The 16,431-nt window shown below is 43.2% G+C and carries 12 protein-coding genes and 5 tRNA genes; 11 read left to right on the top strand and 6 right to left on the bottom strand.

From position 1 onward, the window contains the following. The first annotated feature begins 20 nt into the window (after nt 1-20). Together BM232_RS03180 and BM232_RS03185 are read left to right on the top strand one after the other, a co-directional pair. Complete coding sequence (locus BM232_RS03180; RefSeq protein ID WP_091711743.1) at nt 21-1,715, top strand: NAD-dependent malic enzyme; 1,695 nt, start codon at nt 21-23, stop codon at nt 1,713-1,715. 158 nt (nt 1,716-1,873) lie between these two features. After that, nucleotides 1,874-2,428 (top strand): PepSY domain-containing protein, encoded by a 555-nt coding sequence (locus BM232_RS03185; protein ID WP_091711744.1) that lies wholly within the window; start codon nt 1,874-1,876, stop codon nt 2,426-2,428. A gap of 66 nt (nt 2,429-2,494) precedes the next feature. Here BM232_RS03185 and BM232_RS03190 read toward each other — a convergent pair whose 3' ends face one another. The 3 genes from BM232_RS03190 to BM232_RS03200 form a co-directional block, all read right to left on the bottom strand. Continuing rightward, nucleotides 2,495-5,317, bottom strand: a complete 2,823-nt coding sequence (locus BM232_RS03190; protein ID WP_091711745.1) for a valine--tRNA ligase — start codon at nt 5,315-5,317, stop codon at nt 2,495-2,497. Between the two features lie 146 nt (nt 5,318-5,463). Beyond that, nucleotides 5,464-5,889, bottom strand: coding sequence for a DNA polymerase III subunit chi (locus BM232_RS03195; RefSeq protein ID WP_091711746.1), 426 nt, complete (start codon nt 5,887-5,889; stop codon nt 5,464-5,466). 2 nt (nt 5,890-5,891) lie between these two features. Continuing rightward, complete coding sequence (locus tag BM232_RS03200) at nt 5,892-7,385, bottom strand: leucyl aminopeptidase (RefSeq protein WP_091711747.1); 1,494 nt, start codon at nt 7,383-7,385, stop codon at nt 5,892-5,894. Between the two features lie 144 nt (nt 7,386-7,529). Between BM232_RS03200 and lptF the strand changes: the two genes are divergently transcribed. Further along, complete coding sequence (lptF, locus tag BM232_RS03205) at nt 7,530-8,606, top strand: LPS export ABC transporter permease LptF (protein WP_245752803.1); 1,077 nt, start codon at nt 7,530-7,532, stop codon at nt 8,604-8,606. Next, nucleotides 8,606-9,670: an LPS export ABC transporter permease LptG gene (gene lptG, locus BM232_RS03210; RefSeq protein WP_091711749.1), complete on the top strand. Its 1,065-nt coding sequence runs from the start codon at nt 8,606-8,608 to the stop codon at nt 9,668-9,670. Before lptF ends, lptG begins: the two co-directional genes overlap by 1 nt. Nucleotides 9,671-9,729: 59 nt before the next feature. On the opposite strand, the gene BM232_RS03215 is transcribed toward lptG, so the two are convergent. From BM232_RS03215 to BM232_RS03225, 3 genes are all read right to left on the bottom strand, one after another. Beyond that, a tRNA-Glu gene (locus BM232_RS03215) sits at nt 9,730-9,805 on the bottom strand. A 66-nt stretch (nt 9,806-9,871) separates the two neighbouring features. Continuing rightward, nucleotides 9,872-9,947, bottom strand: a tRNA-Glu gene (locus BM232_RS03220). A gap of 23 nt (nt 9,948-9,970) precedes the next feature. Further along, nucleotides 9,971-10,046 (bottom strand) — tRNA-Ala (locus BM232_RS03225). 285 nt (nt 10,047-10,331) lie between these two features. Here BM232_RS03225 and BM232_RS03230 point away from each other — a divergent pair. The 7 genes from BM232_RS03230 (at nt 10,332) to BM232_RS03260 (ending at nt 16,395) form a co-directional block, all read left to right on the top strand. Continuing rightward, entirely contained in the window at nt 10,332-12,587 is a 2,256-nt protein-coding gene (locus BM232_RS03230; protein ID WP_091711750.1) for an LPS-assembly protein LptD, read from the top strand. Between the two features lie 88 nt (nt 12,588-12,675). Continuing rightward, nucleotides 12,676-13,941, top strand: a complete 1,266-nt coding sequence (locus BM232_RS03235; protein WP_091711751.1) for a peptidylprolyl isomerase — start codon at nt 12,676-12,678, stop codon at nt 13,939-13,941. Further along, a complete protein-coding gene (gene pdxA, locus BM232_RS03240) occupies nt 13,938-14,924 on the top strand; it encodes a 4-hydroxythreonine-4-phosphate dehydrogenase PdxA (RefSeq protein ID WP_091711752.1) in 987 nt (328 codons plus the stop codon). The genes BM232_RS03235 and pdxA overlap by 4 nt, the downstream gene beginning before the upstream one ends. Before the next feature lie 7 nt (nt 14,925-14,931). After that, nucleotides 14,932-15,741: a 16S rRNA (adenine(1518)-N(6)/adenine(1519)-N(6))-dimethyltransferase RsmA gene (rsmA, locus tag BM232_RS03245; RefSeq protein WP_091711753.1), complete on the top strand. Its 810-nt coding sequence runs from the start codon at nt 14,932-14,934 to the stop codon at nt 15,739-15,741. 207 nt (nt 15,742-15,948) lie between these two features. Continuing rightward, nucleotides 15,949-16,221: an HU family DNA-binding protein gene (locus BM232_RS03250; RefSeq protein ID WP_091711754.1), complete on the top strand. Its 273-nt coding sequence runs from the start codon at nt 15,949-15,951 to the stop codon at nt 16,219-16,221. A 12-nt stretch (nt 16,222-16,233) separates the two neighbouring features. Beyond that, nucleotides 16,234-16,309, top strand: a tRNA-Val gene (locus BM232_RS03255). Nucleotides 16,310-16,318: 9 nt separating this feature from the next. Continuing rightward, nucleotides 16,319-16,395, top strand: a tRNA-Asp gene (locus BM232_RS03260). Nucleotides 16,396-16,431: the final 36 nt, after the last annotated feature.

A 16,431-nucleotide genomic window follows, 5' to 3' on the forward strand; every position in this document is an offset into this window, starting at 1 on the left:
ACTAGAAATGAGGTAAATCGATGCGTGGTACAAAGGCGAAAGATCCAATTTATATTCCTCATGCAGGTCCGGCCTTACTCGCCACACCTCTACTGAACAAAGGCACTGCGTTTAGTGAGCAGGAACGCCATGATTTTAATCTTAACGGCCTTATTCCACATCGGTTTGAAACGATCGAAGAACAGGCAGAAAGAGCCTATCTGCAGTATAAAACCTTCAAAACGCCCATCAATCAGCATATCTATCTGCGTTATCTGCAGGATAACAATGAAACCTTGTTTTACTACTTATTAAAAACACATCTGGTTGAGATGATGCCTGTGATCTATACCCCGACGGTGGGTGAGGCGTGTGAGCGTTTCTCTGAAATCTATAGGCGGGCGCGAGGTGTATTTATTTCCTACCCAGATAAAGATCGCATTGATGAAATTTTGCACAATGTCACTAAAGATAAGATCAAAGTTATTGTGGTCACTGATGGTAGTCGAATTCTCGGACTAGGTGATCAAGGCGTCGGCGGTATGGGCATTCCTATTGGTAAGCTATCGCTGTACACCGCCTGTGCTGGTATCAGCCCAGCTTATACCTTACCCGTGATGTTGGATATTGGTACCAACAATAAAACTTTACTTGAGAACCCGCTTTATATCGGTTGGAAACACAAACGTATAAACGATACTGAATATGATGAATTTATCGATCTATTTATCAAGGCAGTGAAGAAACGTTGGCCTGAGGTGTTATTACAATTTGAAGATTTCGAACAGAGCAAAGCATTGCCAATACTGGAGCGTTATCAGCAGCAATTGTGTTGTTTTAACGATGATATTCAGGGTACCGCTGCAGTAACGGTCGGCTCCTTATTAGCGGCGTGTAAAGCAAAACATGAAACCTTGTCACAGCAGACTATCGTCTTTGCCGGAGCAGGTTCTGCCGGATGTGGCATCGCAGAGCAGATAATTCGACAAATGATGACAGAAGGGCTCAATGAAACTCAGGCTCGAGAACGTGTGTTTATGATCGATAAAGCTGGACTATTAATGGATGACATGACTGGTTTATTCGATTTTCAACGTCGACTAAGCCAAAAGGCTGCTCTGCGAACAAAGTGGGATATTGATAAAACCACGTTGAACTTAGAGGATGTTATTCACCATGCTTCACCGACAGTGCTTATTGGGGTATCTGGGCAGGCGGGTTTGTTTAATGAAACCGTTATAAAAACGATGTTAGGCCATTGTGAAAGGCCTATTATTTTTCCTTTGAGTAACCCTTCAAAGCAAATTGAGGCCTTGCCAGAGTTGCTGATTAGCTGGACTGACGGCAAAGCGATTATTGCTACGGGAAGCCCCTTTAATCCGGTTATATATCAAGGCAAAACGTATCCCATTGCGCAATGTAATAATAGCTATATTTTTCCTGGAATTGGTCTGGCGGTTATTGCCGGACAAATCAAACACATCACACCTGAAATGATGATGGTAGCAAGTGAGGTATTGGCATCAAATTCACCACTGCTTCATGGAGAAGACGATCACTTACTGCCTGCATTAGATGATATTGCCGAGTTAAGCAAAAACATGGCATTTCAAATTGTGAAAATGGCGCAAAATCAGCAATTGGCTTCTGAGATATCTGATAGTGAATTACAACAAAAGATAGAAGAGCTCTTCTGGCATCCATATTATCGCGAATATAGACGTGTCAGTGTTTAGGAAAAAATTCCTTCTTACCATTTGATATCATTTTATGAAATAGGAGTTTGTCCTATTTTTAATGAGGATGTTATACTTTACTCACAAGTTTGATCATTGCTCTTGTGGGTAGAGACTGATCTTTTTGATCTATCTAATCTAGTAAGGAGCTCTACCCTATGACTTCAGTATTTTTGAAGACAATCCCCGCCGTTCTGGCTTTAAGCATTAGTTCAACAGCATTTGCTGAAAACGATAACTATGATTTGGATGATATCCGTAGCTGGGATATTGTAAAAATTGAAACTTGCCTGGATGCTGCGTTGGATACTATTCCTGGTCATGCGCGTAGAGTTGAAATGAAAATGGAAGGCGATGATCCTGTTTATGAATTTGATATTGAAGCAAAAGCCGATGGCAAAACCTACAATGTCGAATGTAATGCTGAAGAAGGTTTCATTGGTGAGATTGAGCGTGAAGTCGATGCTAATGATCCGGTTTTCAAAAAATTAGCAAAAATTTCGCAAGCTGAAGCGAAAGAATTTGCCTTAGCTATTCACCCAGGTAAAGTAGTGGCTTCAGAGTATGAAATCGGTTTCGATGGTGATGCCACCTATGAATTTGATATTCAAAGTATTCATGGTTATGAAGTGAAAGTTGACGTTGATGCGACAACAGGTCAAATTGAAGAAGCCAATATCGAACTATACGAAATTGGTATGGAAAAAGAATAAAGAATAAGCTTTTATTCTGATATTAAAAAAGCCGCTATTTCTAGCGGCTTTTTTTTATCAGTTGGTTTAGCTCAAGGCTTTAAGTTGTTGTTCGAGTAGCTGATAGGACTGCTGAAGCTCAGCGAGTTTTTCTTTTTCCTTGGCAACAACATCTGCTGGTGCTTTGGCTACATAATTTTCATTAGAGAGCTTACCTGATGACTGTTTGATAATCTTATCCAGTTTTGCCATTTCTTTATTTAAACGGCTGATTTCAGCGTCTTTATCAATCAAGCCTTCCAGCGGAATTAAGATTTCCATTTTGCCAACTAAGGCTGTTGCAGCAGCAGGTGCCTGACCTTCCAGGATATCGATCGATTCCAGATTTGCCAGACGGCTCAGGAACTGTTGATTGCTGGTTAAAATGGCTTTGTCAGAGTCAGAAGCATCTTTCAGTAATACCGGCAGTGCTTTTTTCGGTGCAATATTCATTTGTGAGCGAATAGAGCGAATACCAGTAACAAACTGCATGACCCATTCCATTTCAGTCACAGCATTCTTATCAACTTTACTGTCATCAGCAAGCGGGTAGGGTTGACGCATAATCGTCTCGCCTTTCACGCCAGCTAACGGTGCAATAGTTTGCCAGATTTCTTCTGTTATAAATGGCATAAACGGATGTGCCATTCTTAGCGTTGCTTCAAGCACGCGTACCAGTGTACGACGTGTACCGCGTTTTGCTGCTTCTGAAGCTGTGTCGCTGTTTAATACTGGTTTTGAAAGCTCTAAATACCAGTCGCAGTAATTGTTCCAGATAAATTCATAAATACCCTGAGCGGCGTGATCAAATCGATAAGCTTCAATCGCTGCACCGACTTCTTTTTCAGCAATTTGCAACTGAGAGATAATCCAGCGATCTGCCAAGCTGAGTTCAACCTGATCATTCTCAACACCTGTATCTTGTCCTTCGGTGTTCATCAAAACATAACGCGCTGCATTCCATAATTTATTACAGAAATTACGGTAGCCCGCGATACGATTCATATCGAAATTGACATCACGTCCGGTTGAGGCCAGAGATGCAAAGGTAAAACGTAGCGCATCGGTACCATGAGGCTCAATGCCATCCGGAAATTCTTTGCGAGTGGCTTTTTCAATTTTTTCGGCCAGTTGTGGCTGCATCATGCCCGAGGTACGTTTTTGTACCAAAGTTTCTAAATCAATACCGTCGATGATATCGATAGGATCGAGCACATTACCTTTCGATTTCGACATTTTATGGCCATGCGAGTCACGTACTAAGCCATGGATATATACTTCTTTGAATGGCACATCATCCATAAAATGAATGCCCATCATCATCATTCTGGCTACCCAGAAAAATATGATGTCAAACCCAGTCACTAAGACATTGCCTGGATACCAGGTTTTTACTGCGGCATCCTCTTTAGGCCAACCCAGGGTTGAGAAGGGCCACAGTGCTGAGGAGAACCAGGTATCAAGTACGTCTTCATCCTGTGTTAATTGAATGTCTGCGTCCAGATTATTTTCTGCGCGGACGGTATCTTCATCATGACCGACATAAACATTGCCTTGCTGATCGTACCAGGCAGGGATTCGGTGACCCCACCATAATTGGCGCGAAATACACCAGTCCTGAATATCACGCATCCAACTGAAATACATATTTTCATAGGATTTCGGTACGAACTTCACTTTGCCAGTTTCAACAGCCTCAACCGCTGGTTTAGCCAGTGTTTTTGCATCGACATACCATTGATCGGTCAGCATTGGTTCAATGACGACACCACCACGATCACCATAAGGTACGGTCAGATCATGATCTTTGATTTCTTCCAGCAGACCTGCTGCATCAAAGTCAGCAACAATTGCTTTACGAGCAGCAAAGCGTTCCAGTCCACGATAGGCTTCCGGAATACTGGCTTCAACGTCTGTATTAGCACTGCCATCTGTATTAAATACCTGTGGCACATCACGTACATCGGCATTGAGCGTGAATATATTGATCATGGGCAGGCCACAACGTTTGCCGACTTCATAGTCATTAAAGTCATGGGCTGGTGTCACTTTTACTGCCCCTGTACCTTTTTCCATATCGGCATGTTCATCGCCAACAATTGGAATACGTCGATTAACTAAAGGCAAAATAATTTCTTTACCAATCAGATCTTTATAACGTGGATCTTCCGGGTTAACAGCAACACCCGTATCACCTAACATGGTTTCAGGACGGGTTGTCGCGACAACAATATAATCTTTGCCTTCACTGGTTGTCAGACCATCTGCAAGCGGATAGCGCAGATGCCACATATGACCTTTTTGTTCACGGTTTTCCACTTCCAGATCAGATATAGCAGTGTGGAGTTTTGGATCCCAGTTAACCAGACGTTTGCCGCGGTAGATCAGACCTTCTTTATACAGTTTGACGAAGACATATTTAACCGCTTCAGACAGATCTTCATCCATGGTAAAGCGATTACGTGACCAATCCAGTGATGAACCCAGGCGACGTAACTGACGGGTGATATTACCGCCGGATTCTTCTTTCCATTCCCAGATACGTTTGGTGAAGTCCACACGTCCAAGATCGTGTCGGGTTTTTCCTTCGGCATTAAGCTGGCGTTCTACCACCATTTGTGTAGCGATACCCGCATGATCAGTACCCGGTTGCCATAAGGTATTATCACCTTTCATACGGTGATAACGAGTCAAGGTATCCATGATGGTGTTATTAAAGCCATGGCCCATATGCAGGCTACCGGTGACATTGGGAGGTGGCAGCATTATCGCGTAAGGCGACCCTTCGCCTGTCGGTTTAAACTCACCAGTCTGTTCCCATTTCTGGTACCAGCGTTGCTCAATTGCGTCAGGGTTGTATGTTTTTTCCATGTGATGTCTTGTATGTCTGGTCGGTGTTCGGGATATACGAATTTCGTATGTATACGCTATAAATAAACGACGCATTATACCTGCTGCGACAACATCTGTTCAGGGGCAATACAGATTTCGTATTTTTATTGGTTTGCTAGCTTGATTTAAACGTGAAAAGTGTCTATTTCGTAGCCACGTTGTTTATAAAATTGGAAACGTTGACGACCTGCTTGTTTGCTTGATTCATTATCGGCAATGACTTCAGCTACGCGTTCAAATTGACTAAAGAACATAGGTTGTTCTTCTGTGATATTAATCAGTACATCCATTAGTCTGGGAGGTTTTTTATCTTCATAACCGATAAGTACAGGACTCTGGTTATCTGAACTATCAGTGATTTCATGCGGTACAAAGCTTTCTGGTCGTATAGCCCATAATGCTGTATCGACTGACTGACTATGCTGTTCTGAAGCAGTGTGGATATAGATTTGATGTCCCTGATGGTAGGCTTTCTCAGCAAGACGGCAGGCAAATGCCTGCCGCTTATCTAGCTTGCTTGATTTTAAAATATAGAAGCTGATTCGAGTCATGGTTATTGATTGGCGTCGATACGATTCAGCAAATATTGAACTAACATAGGGACTGGGCGGCCGGTTGCCCCTTTATTTTTTCCACTATTCCAGGCTGTTCCGGCAATATCCAGATGCGCCCAGGTATATTTTTCTGTAAAGCGGGATAAGAAACAGGCGGCGGTGACACTTCCCGCTTCTTTGCCGCCGATATTGGCGATATCAGCAAAATTGCTGTCCAGCAATGGTTGATAGTCATCCCATAAAGGCAACTGCCAGGCGCGGTCAAAACTATCATTACCCGCTTTTAATAAATCATCAGCCAGTTGTTGGTTATTTGCCATTAATCCGGTGGTCGTGCTGCCCAAAGCGACAATGATGGCGCCTGTTAAGGTAGCAATATCAATGACGATTTCAGGATCGAAGCGTTCGCTGTAGGTTAGGGCATCACACAAAATTAAGCGGCCTTCAGCATCGGTGTTAAGAATTTCGATGGTTTTACCGGCCATGCTGGTGACAATATCACCTGGTTTATTTGCATCACCATCAGGCATGTTTTCTGAACTTGGTACGACACCGACTACATTGATTGGCAGGTTTAACTCTGCAACAGCCTGCAATGTTCCAAGCACACTGGCGGAACCGCACATATCATATTTCATCTCATCCATGCCTTGAGATGGTTTTAGTGAAATACCACCGGCATCAAAAGTAAGTCCTTTACCTACAAATACGACTGGCTTGCTGTCACCAGCGCCTTTGTATTCCATTGTGATCAGCTTGGCTGGCTGACGGCTACCACGAGATACGGAAAGCAGAGAGCCCATACCCAGGGCTTCCATATCGGCTTCTTCAAGCACGGTTGTGGTGATTGCAGTATATTTTTCACCTAAAGCAACAGCTTGATCAGCCAGATACGTCGGTGTGCAAATATTACCAGGCAGATTACCCAGTTCACGAGCCAGATTCATACCAGCACCGATAGCTGCACCTTGTTCTGCTGCTTTTTGTAAGTCAGCATCAGTATTCTTATCAGCAAAAAGTGCGCATTCCAAAAGTGGTTTCTTGACAGCTTTAGCTTCTGATTTCGTTTGTGAGTATTTGTATAACGCGGTTTCGGCATTACATGCTGTTTGGCGAATTTTCCAGGCCGGAGTGCGTTCGTTTACTCCAATATCAGTAAAACAGCATAAGGCTTTTTCAGCACCACTTTCATTCAGCGCAACAATCGCCGCTGCTGTGGCAGTATTAAAATCGTTTTCAGAGGTTTTTGTTTTTTTGCCAAAACCTACGAGTAATACACGAGGGCTGTTTATACCCGCGAGATTGTGGAGAAATAAGGTTTGTCCCGGATTAGCGCTAAAGTCACCATTATCAGTGATGCGTTTGATCTGACCTTGTGAAGCCTCATCGAGTTGCTGGGCGGTTGGGCTGAGTTCGCCTTCGTTATATATGCCGACGGCAATACAATCGGTTTGCTGAGATGCGAGTGCATCACTAGTGACAAAATACTGCATGGATTTCTCCTGTAAGGTCAATTTGGTTTAGACTTCGTTATTTTAGTGTGTCAGATAATACCGATCTATTCTAACCAAGACTCTTAATACATGCGCAACGTTCCACAACAGATTTTTTCCTGGCTCTGGGTCATTGACCGTTACATGCTCAAGGAATTTGTGATTAACCTGACCGCGATTACAGGGGTACTCTGGTTAATTTATATTTCGACACGATTTGCGCGCTATCTGGCTGAAGCGGCAGTGGGCAATATGCCGGCGGATGTTATTTTTAGTCTGCTTGGTTTCAGTTCACTCGGTGCATTATCCATCTTATTACCTATCGCTGCCTTCCTTGGCGTGATGTTGTCACTTGGCAGAATGAGTTCAGATAATGAGCTTACTGTGATGGCAGCCTGCGGGATATCACGCAAACGCATCATCAGAAATGTGCTGATATTTGCTGGTGTGGTAGCAACGGTTGTGGCCTATTTATCACTCACCGTTGTCCCCAGTGTATTAGCTGATCGTTATCAGCTGGAGCAAAAAGCAAAAATGTCTGCGAATACGACAGGGCTTGTTGCAGGCAGTTTTAAGGAAAGCCGTAATGGTGACTGGACATTCTATTCTGAAAAACTCAGTAGTGATAAGCAATTGATGGAAAATGTGTTTATTGAAATTCATCGTAAAAATAAGCCGTTAATTTTCCGTTCAGATACAGGTCATTTTGAAGTGGATGTCGATACCGGTGATAAATTTCTGGTATTGAATGACGGCTATCGCTACGAAGGTAAAGCAGGAGAACAGGATTTTACCATCGCCGAATTTAAGACACATAGTTTGCTGGTAGAAAAAGGCGATGACGGACAAGTCCGCGAAAGACATAAAGCGCTTCCTACCAGCGTCTTATTACAGCGGGGCGGTCTTGAAGATATCGCTGAGATTCAGTGGCGAATTTCATCAGCCATTATGACGATAGTGCTTTGTTTATCTGCTATTCCATTATCGAATGCCGGTCCCAGACAAGGCCGTTACGCCGGATTTGTGCCTGCTGTTTTGCTGTATATCATCTACAGCAATTTGCTTGGCGTGAATCAAGCGTGGATTGAGAAAGGCAGTATCAGCATAGGTGTAGGCATGGTATGGGTACATCTATTGATGGTGATGACGATGTTATTTCTGATGAATAGACAAAAAATACAGCGATTATTATCGCAACAAAAACGAAGACGCCCGCAATAATGAAAATTCTTTCCAGATATATCGCTTCCCATATTCTGTCCAGCACTTTTATCGTGTTGTTGGTGCTTCTTGGACTCTATACCTTTATGGATTTTGTCGCTGAGCTTGATGATCTCGGTAAAGGTCAATATCAACTGCTCGATATTGTGACTTATCTTGCGCTTACCATGCCTAAACGCATCTACGAACTGCTGCCAGTGGTCGCTTTGTTAGGCAGTGTGATTGGCTTAGGTAACCTAGCTAGTCAAAGTGAGCTTGTGGCCATGCGAGCGGCAGGTATTTCTATAAAAGATATTAATAAGTCGGTGATGATCGTGGCAGCTATTTTAGTATTGCTGGCGATTGTAGTGGGTGAGGTGATTAGACCGATTACGGAAGAGCATGCAAGAGAAATGCAGTCTGTGGCGCAAACCGGAACGGTAGGTACACGCTCTGAATATGGATTCTGGACACGCGATGGTAATCACTTTAACCATATTGAACGTATCAATAGCGATGGCACGTTTACCAATATAGCAATTTATGAGTTTGATGCCGGGAATCGCTTACGCGCCCTTACTAAAGCAAAAAGTGCTAAATATGAAGGTGATGGCTGGATATTAAATGATGTTGTGCAAAGCACCATCGATGAGCATGGCGTTAAAGTCAATTCAACAACACATGCCCGCTGGAAATCACAATTAAATCCGGGCATGTTAAACATTGTTATTGTGCCGCCAGAATTTCTGGCTGTATGGAATTTGCTGGACTATATTTCCTTCCTGAAAAGTAATCATCAATCTGTCGCTCAGTATGAGCTAGCGTTCTGGAGTAAAGTGATGATGCCTTTAAGTACCGCTGTGATGGTGCTGCTGGCTGTGCCATTTATCTTTGGGCCATTGCGTTCAACGCCTATTGGCGGCAGGATTCTGGCGGGAGTGATGATCGGCTTAGGCTTTTACTTGTTTAACCAAAGCTTTCAGCATATTGGATTAGTGTTTGGGATATTGCCATGGTTGGCTGCTTCATTACCTACATTGCTGTTTGCAGGCTTAGCGTGGTGGATGAACAAGCGAGTGAAATAGCTTGTTATGAACTAATGAAATTATGCCAGAAGAATCTGTTATGAAATAACAGATAAAGATGGCGTCCCCTAGGGGGTTCGAACCCCTGTTACCGCCGTGAAAGGGCGGTGTCCTAGGCCTCTAGACGAAGGGGACCCAGTAACTTTATATTTTTTCTACTACTTAAAAATAAAAACGGGTTTTAACAACCCGTTTTCATGTTGGCGTCCCCTAGGGGGTTCGAACCCCTGTTACCGCCGTGAAAGGGCGGTGTCCTAGGCCTCTAGACGAAGGGGACCTAAAACTTTTTCTTTCGGTTTATGGTGGAGCTAGGCGGGATCGAACCGCCGACCTCTTGCATGCCATGCAAGCGCTCTCCCAGCTGAGCTATAGCCCCGAAAGGAAGCGCATATCATAGGGACTGAGTTTGATACTGTCAACATTTCATGACGAATTAATTTCAATCACTGCAGCCTATGAACGGAATCTAAGTCAGAATGAATTTATAGTAACAGATAAAGTATCAGACTAAGTACTTGAGCTAATTTAGAATAACTGATTTTTGGTTTAATAGTGACGCTCTTCAATTTGCTGATTCATCATTAATATGCGATAAATTGTGAGTTATTTATCATTAGGTCAGGACGTCGATCATGGCTAGAGCTGCAGCTTGAGGATGAACATGCGCAAAAAGAAGCTATTATCAACTTTGTTACTATCCTTATCAGCTGGCGTCGCATCTGCGCAACAAGAGCGAGGATTAACTTGTCACTTTGGCTACGAAGATCAGTTTTTACCTATCTCCACTGAAACAAAATCCGAGAATGAATCTCCGGTCGATGTAAAAGCAAATAAAGTCCAGCTATTACAAAATGGCACATCCATCTTTTCCGGAAATGTTGATATTTTTCGTGATAATCAATTACTCAGTGCAGACAGGGCTACCTACAATCGCCATAGTGGAGATGTTAGGGCGAATGGCAATGTCAGCGTTCGCGATAGTGAAATGGTCATTGAGTCTGAGCAGGCTGAGTGGTCAGTGGCAAATGACCAAGGTCAGATGTTAAATGCGCAGTATCACACCCGTCAGATGCATGCGCGTGGTGAGGCCGCATATATTCTTAGAAAAGGTCAGAATACGACCGATCTTGATGATGCGACCTACACAACCTGTCCTGAAGGCAGTGATGCCTGGCAATTAAAAGCCGATAAAGTACATTTAGATCATGAAACAGCTGTTGGTGAGGCAAAAAATGTGGTGATCAGAATGGGCGGCTGGCCTGTTTTTTATACGCCATATATTAACTTTCCTTTGAATGACAAACGTAAATCAGGTTTCTTGGTACCGTCTGTTGGTAATAGTGATAAAACCGGGTTTGATGTGCTTACACCCTACTATTGGAATATAGCGCCGAATCTGGATGCCACATTAACACCACGTTATATGTCGGATCGGGGCTTGATGCTAGGCGGACAATTCAGATATTTGTTTGAATCGGGCGAAGGTGAGGTTGAAGCGACTTATCTGAACTCCGATGACCTGAAAAGTAATGGCGAAGATACCAACCCCCATTATCAGGAAGCGAGAAAGCTATTCTCATGGCAGCATAAAAGCTATTTTGATAATCGCTGGCGTGCCCTGGTTGATTTCAACTATGTATCCGATGATCAGTACTTTGAAGACTTTGGCTCAGGTCTGAGTCTGTCCAGCCGGACTTATTTGAATAGAAATGTTGAAACCGGTTATACCGGTGATGTTTGGAATTTCACTGCGCGAGCACAGGGTTACCAAACCTTGGGTGATGTTGAAGAGCAATATAAACGTTTACCGCAATTATTACTTAATGGTTATCTCCCTGATCAGGCACTGGGTCTGAACTATGAACTAGACAGCGAATATGTTGAGTTTGATCATGGTGAAAAAGTGGATGGTCAGCGTATCAATATCGAACCGGCAATCAGTATGCCGATGGGTACGTCCGCATTTTTTGTTACGCCACGCTTAGCCATTAATCATACCCAGTACAATCTTAAAAATGACAAAACAAATACCTATGATGACAGTGCGACAAGAACTTTACCGATAGCAAGTTTAGATAGCGGGTTATTCTTTGACAGACAAATGACTGCGTGGGGCAATAATTATATTCAAACACTTGAACCGCGTGCGTTTTATCTCTATGTTCCGGAACGCGATCAATCTGATATTCCAGACTTTGATACGAGCCTGACAACATTCAATTCTCTTAGATTATTTTCTTACAATCGCTTTATCGGGCGGGATCGAATCGGTGATGCTAACCAGCTAACCCTTGCAATGACAACACGGATTATTGATGAAGAGTCTGGCAAAGAAAATCTTAAACTGACCGTTGGCCAGATTCGATACTTTACCGATCAACGTGTGACGTTGGATGGGACGATTGCAGAGCGCGATTCCACCTCTGATATGGTAGCTGAAGCTGTTGCATATATTGGCGACGAATGGTCTTTGAATAGTGAATTCCAGTGGGATCCCAGTGGTTTGAAATCTAATATGTCTTCAGTGGGATTACGTTATAAAAATGATAATGGTGGCATCTTTAATATTTCACATCGTTATCGTCGTGATGATCCAACACCGAATAACGGTATACAGGAATCCTTAGAACAGGTAGATGTGTCTACCCAAATTCCACTCTCGGAACGCTGGAAATTCTTCGGTCGCTGGTATCATGCAATTGATCAGGATATAACACTGGAAAAAATTGCTGGCTTGCAATATGACAGTTGTTGCTGGGCAACACGTTTAGTTATGCGTGATTACGTTAATGATGTCTCCGATCAAGAACGTAACAAAGCGATTTATCTGCAAATTGAACTAAAAGGACTGGGTAGCTTCGGACAGAAATCTGATAGTTTATTAGAACGCAGTATTCGTGGTTTCGAGGCAGAGTGAACTTGTGGGACTGTGAAACAGTCCATTGCGGGTAACCCTGCTTTAACGTAAACGAATTTGAAACATAATGTTGGAGTAATAGAATTTAATGATTAAGTATCTGATTGTCGGTTTGTTACTGGCAACCAATGTATGGGCTCAGTCTTTGGATAAGATTGTGGCAGTTGTAAACGATGAAGTCATTCTTGAGAGTGATTTACAGGATATGGAGCAAACAATTCGTCAACAAATCCGTCAGCGTGATGCTGCTATGCCTCCAAGCGATGTATTGCGTAAACAAGTACTGGAAAGATTGATTATGCAACGTCTGCAGATTCAGGAAGCAGATAAAGTAGGAATCCGTGTAGGTGACGATGCACTTAATGCTGCTCTAAAACAGATTGCTGATAAAAATCAGATGACATTGAGACAGTTCAGAGACGTTTTAGAGAAAGATGGCTACGACTTTAGCCAATTCCGTGAAACGATTCGTGATGAAATGATTATCGCTCGCCTACGCAAGAGTCAGGTTGAAGACCGCGTTGTTGTTTCAGATCGAGAAGTCGACAATTTTCTGGCTACCCAAAAAATTCAAGATGGCGGGCAAGTAGAATATGACTTACAACATATTCTTATCAGTCTGCCTGAAGCTGCTTCACCCGAACAAGTGCAAGCTGCACAAGAAAAATTGGAAAAAGTTCAGGCTTTATTGAAAGAAGGGGGCGACTTTGCTCAGATTGCAGCTGGGTATTCTGATGGTCAAAATGCATTAGAAGGTGGTGAATTAGGCTGGCGCAAACAAGGTGAACTACCATCACTGTTTGCGGACGTTGTGCCAACACTTGCTGTCGGTGAAGTCAGCCAATCATTACGTAGTGGTAGTGGTTTTCACTTAGTTAGAGTGAAAGAGAAAAAAAGTGAAGACGTTCACCTGGTCAAGCAAACATTAGCCAGTCATATCTTAATAAAAACCAATGAGCTAACTACCGATGAACAAGCTAAGCAACGATTGGAAAAGTTAAGAGAACGTATTGTTAACGGTGAAGACTTTGCCGAGTTAGCGCGTGCTAATTCAGATGATACCGGCTCGGCTATTGATGGTGGGAGTTTAGGTTGGGTAAGTCCTGGTGTCATGGTGCCTGAGTTTGAAGAAAAGATGAATTCTTTGGCTGTGGGTGAAATGAGCGATGTCTTTAAAAGTCGTTTTGGTTGGCATTTGATTAAAGTCTTTGACCGTCGTGAAGAAAATATGGCGGAAGAATATCAGCGTAGTAAAGCACGTGAGCAAATTCGCCAGCGTAAAATTGATGAAGAAATGGAAACATGGTTACGTTCGATGCGTGATGAAGCTTATGTTGAGTACCGTAATCCTTGAGTGAGCCAAAGCGAATTGCAATAACCCCAGGTGAACCAGCTGGTATCGGGCCTGATTTGGTGCTGACTTTAGCGCAGCAAAAACATCAGGCTCAAATCATCGCCCTTGCTGATCCTGTATTACTCGCTGAGCGTGCCGAGCTGCTAAGCCTTCCGATTAAACTGATTGAAGTTGATATGCTAGCGCCACGTCAAAGTGCTGAGGCAGGTGAACTATATGTTATGCCTCATCATTTAAAAGCGCCGGTTGTTGCTGGGCAATTGGATAAGCAAAACAGCCTTTATGTACTGGAAACGCTGCAAACAGCATTAGAAGGCTGTTTATCCCATGAATTTGATGCGGTGGTCACGGCCCCTGTTCATAAAGGTATTATCAATGATGCTGGTGCCGCTTTTACAGGGCATACGGAATTTTTTGCTGATGGTGCTGGTGTGGAAAAAGTGGTCATGATGCTGGCTACGGAATCGTTAAAAGTGGCACTGGCTACAACGCACTTACCCCTCCGTGAAGTCGCTGACGCAATTAATCGTGATGAACTGAGTCAAGTAATTGAAATTATCCATCAGTCGATGCAACAACACTTTGGTTTGGTCAATCCAAGAATAGCTGTCTGTGGTTTAAATCCTCATGCGGGTGAGGATGGCCATCTTGGACGTGAAGAAATCGATATTATCCAGCCTGTGATTAATAATTATATTAATAAGGGTTATGCTATCTCAGGAGCATGGCCTGCAGATACGATATTTAATCAGGATAAACTACGGAACTATGATGTTGTTCTAGCGATGTTTCATGATCAAGGGCTGCCTGTTTTGAAACATCATGGCTTTGGTAAAGCTGTTAATGTCACATTAGGTTTGCCCTTTATTAGAACCTCAGTTGACCACGGAACTGCACTTGATTTAGCTGCAAGCGGCCAGGCTAATCCAAGTAGTTTATATGCTGCCTTATCGATGGCCATTACAATGGCTAACACACATTGAGTAAATCATGACCCAATCTTCTTTTCCTCGTGCAAGAAAGCGTTTCGGACAAAACTTTCTGCATGATCAAGCCGTTATTAATTCAATTGTTGAAGCCATCAGCCCAGAAGCAGGCCAGCATCTGGTTGAAATAGGTCCAGGACGAGGCGCTTTAACAAAGCCTTTATTAGAACGCTGTACTCAGCTTGATGTGATAGAGCTTGACCGGGATTTGGTACCACTATTGAGAACCCAGTTTTCTGACTATGAACAGCTGGAGATTCATGAAGCAGATGCATTACGTTATGACTATGATCAACTAGTCAGTAATAACGAGCCTTTGAGAATAATAGGTAATCTGCCATATAACATTACGACACCATTATTGTTCCATTTACTTGACTATTCTCAGCACATTACCGATATGTGTTTTATGTTACAAAAAGAGGTTGTGGAGCGCATCTGTGCGCAGCCTGGAACAAAGCAGTACGGTCGATTGAGTATCATGATTCAGTATCAGTGCGAGGCTGATATGTTATTTATTGTCCCTCCTGAAGCATTTGAACCAGCGCCTAAAGTTGAATCTGCCATCATTTATTTACAGCCACGTAAAGAGCGTCTCGGTGGTGATGTCGATATGGCCACATTGAGTCATATTGTGACTCAGGCCTTCAGTCAACGCCGAAAAACTATTGCTAACACATTGAAAAAATTGATTTCTATAGATATGTTTCAAGCTGCTGATATTGATCCTACACAACGTCCTGAAACGATTACGGTCGAATCTTTTGTTAGATTGACACGCTGTTATCTTGCTACATTGGCTGAATCTCAATAATCATGCCAGATTGTTTAAATTAGTTTGTAACGGATAGCATATTCGCTCAAGCTAGATAAAATCTTGCTAACAACACAAATGAACTGTCTTGACACGCCGATTTTGCTGTAGTTAGATACTCAGAACCAATGGGACTCAGAAGCATAACTTAACGTCGCTATTGGGACTTGGACGACATAAATAAATAATGATATGAGGAATTAAGCTGTGAATAAATCTGAACTCATCGATGCAGTTGCTGCAGCTGCGGACATTTCAAAAGCAAAAGCTGCACAAGCTGTTGATGGCATGACATCTGCCGTAACTAAAGCTCTAAGCAGTGGCGATCAAGTCACATTAGTTGGCTTCGGTACATTCTCTGTTCGTGAACGTGCAGCACGTACTGGCCGTAACCCACGTACTGGTGAAGAAATCAAAATTGCCGCTGCAAAAATTCCTGCATTTAAAGCTGGCAAAGCATTAAAAGATGCTGTAAACTAGTTTTTTTTCTTGGGGTGCTTAGCTCAGCTGGGAGAGCATCGCCCTTACAAGGCGAGGGTCGGGGGTTCGAACCCCTCAGCACCCACCAAGAATATACGGAGCGGTAGTTCAGTTGGTTAGAATACCGGCCTGTCACGCCGGGGGTCGCGGGTTCGAGTCCCGTCCGCTCCGCCAAAAAAGAGGAAAGGCGCATCTTATGCGCCTTTTTTT

The sequence above is a fragment of the Methylophaga sulfidovorans genome, from assembly GCF_900114205.1.
GTDB classification, from domain to species: Bacteria; Pseudomonadota; Gammaproteobacteria; order Nitrosococcales; family Methylophagaceae; genus Methylophaga; species Methylophaga sulfidovorans.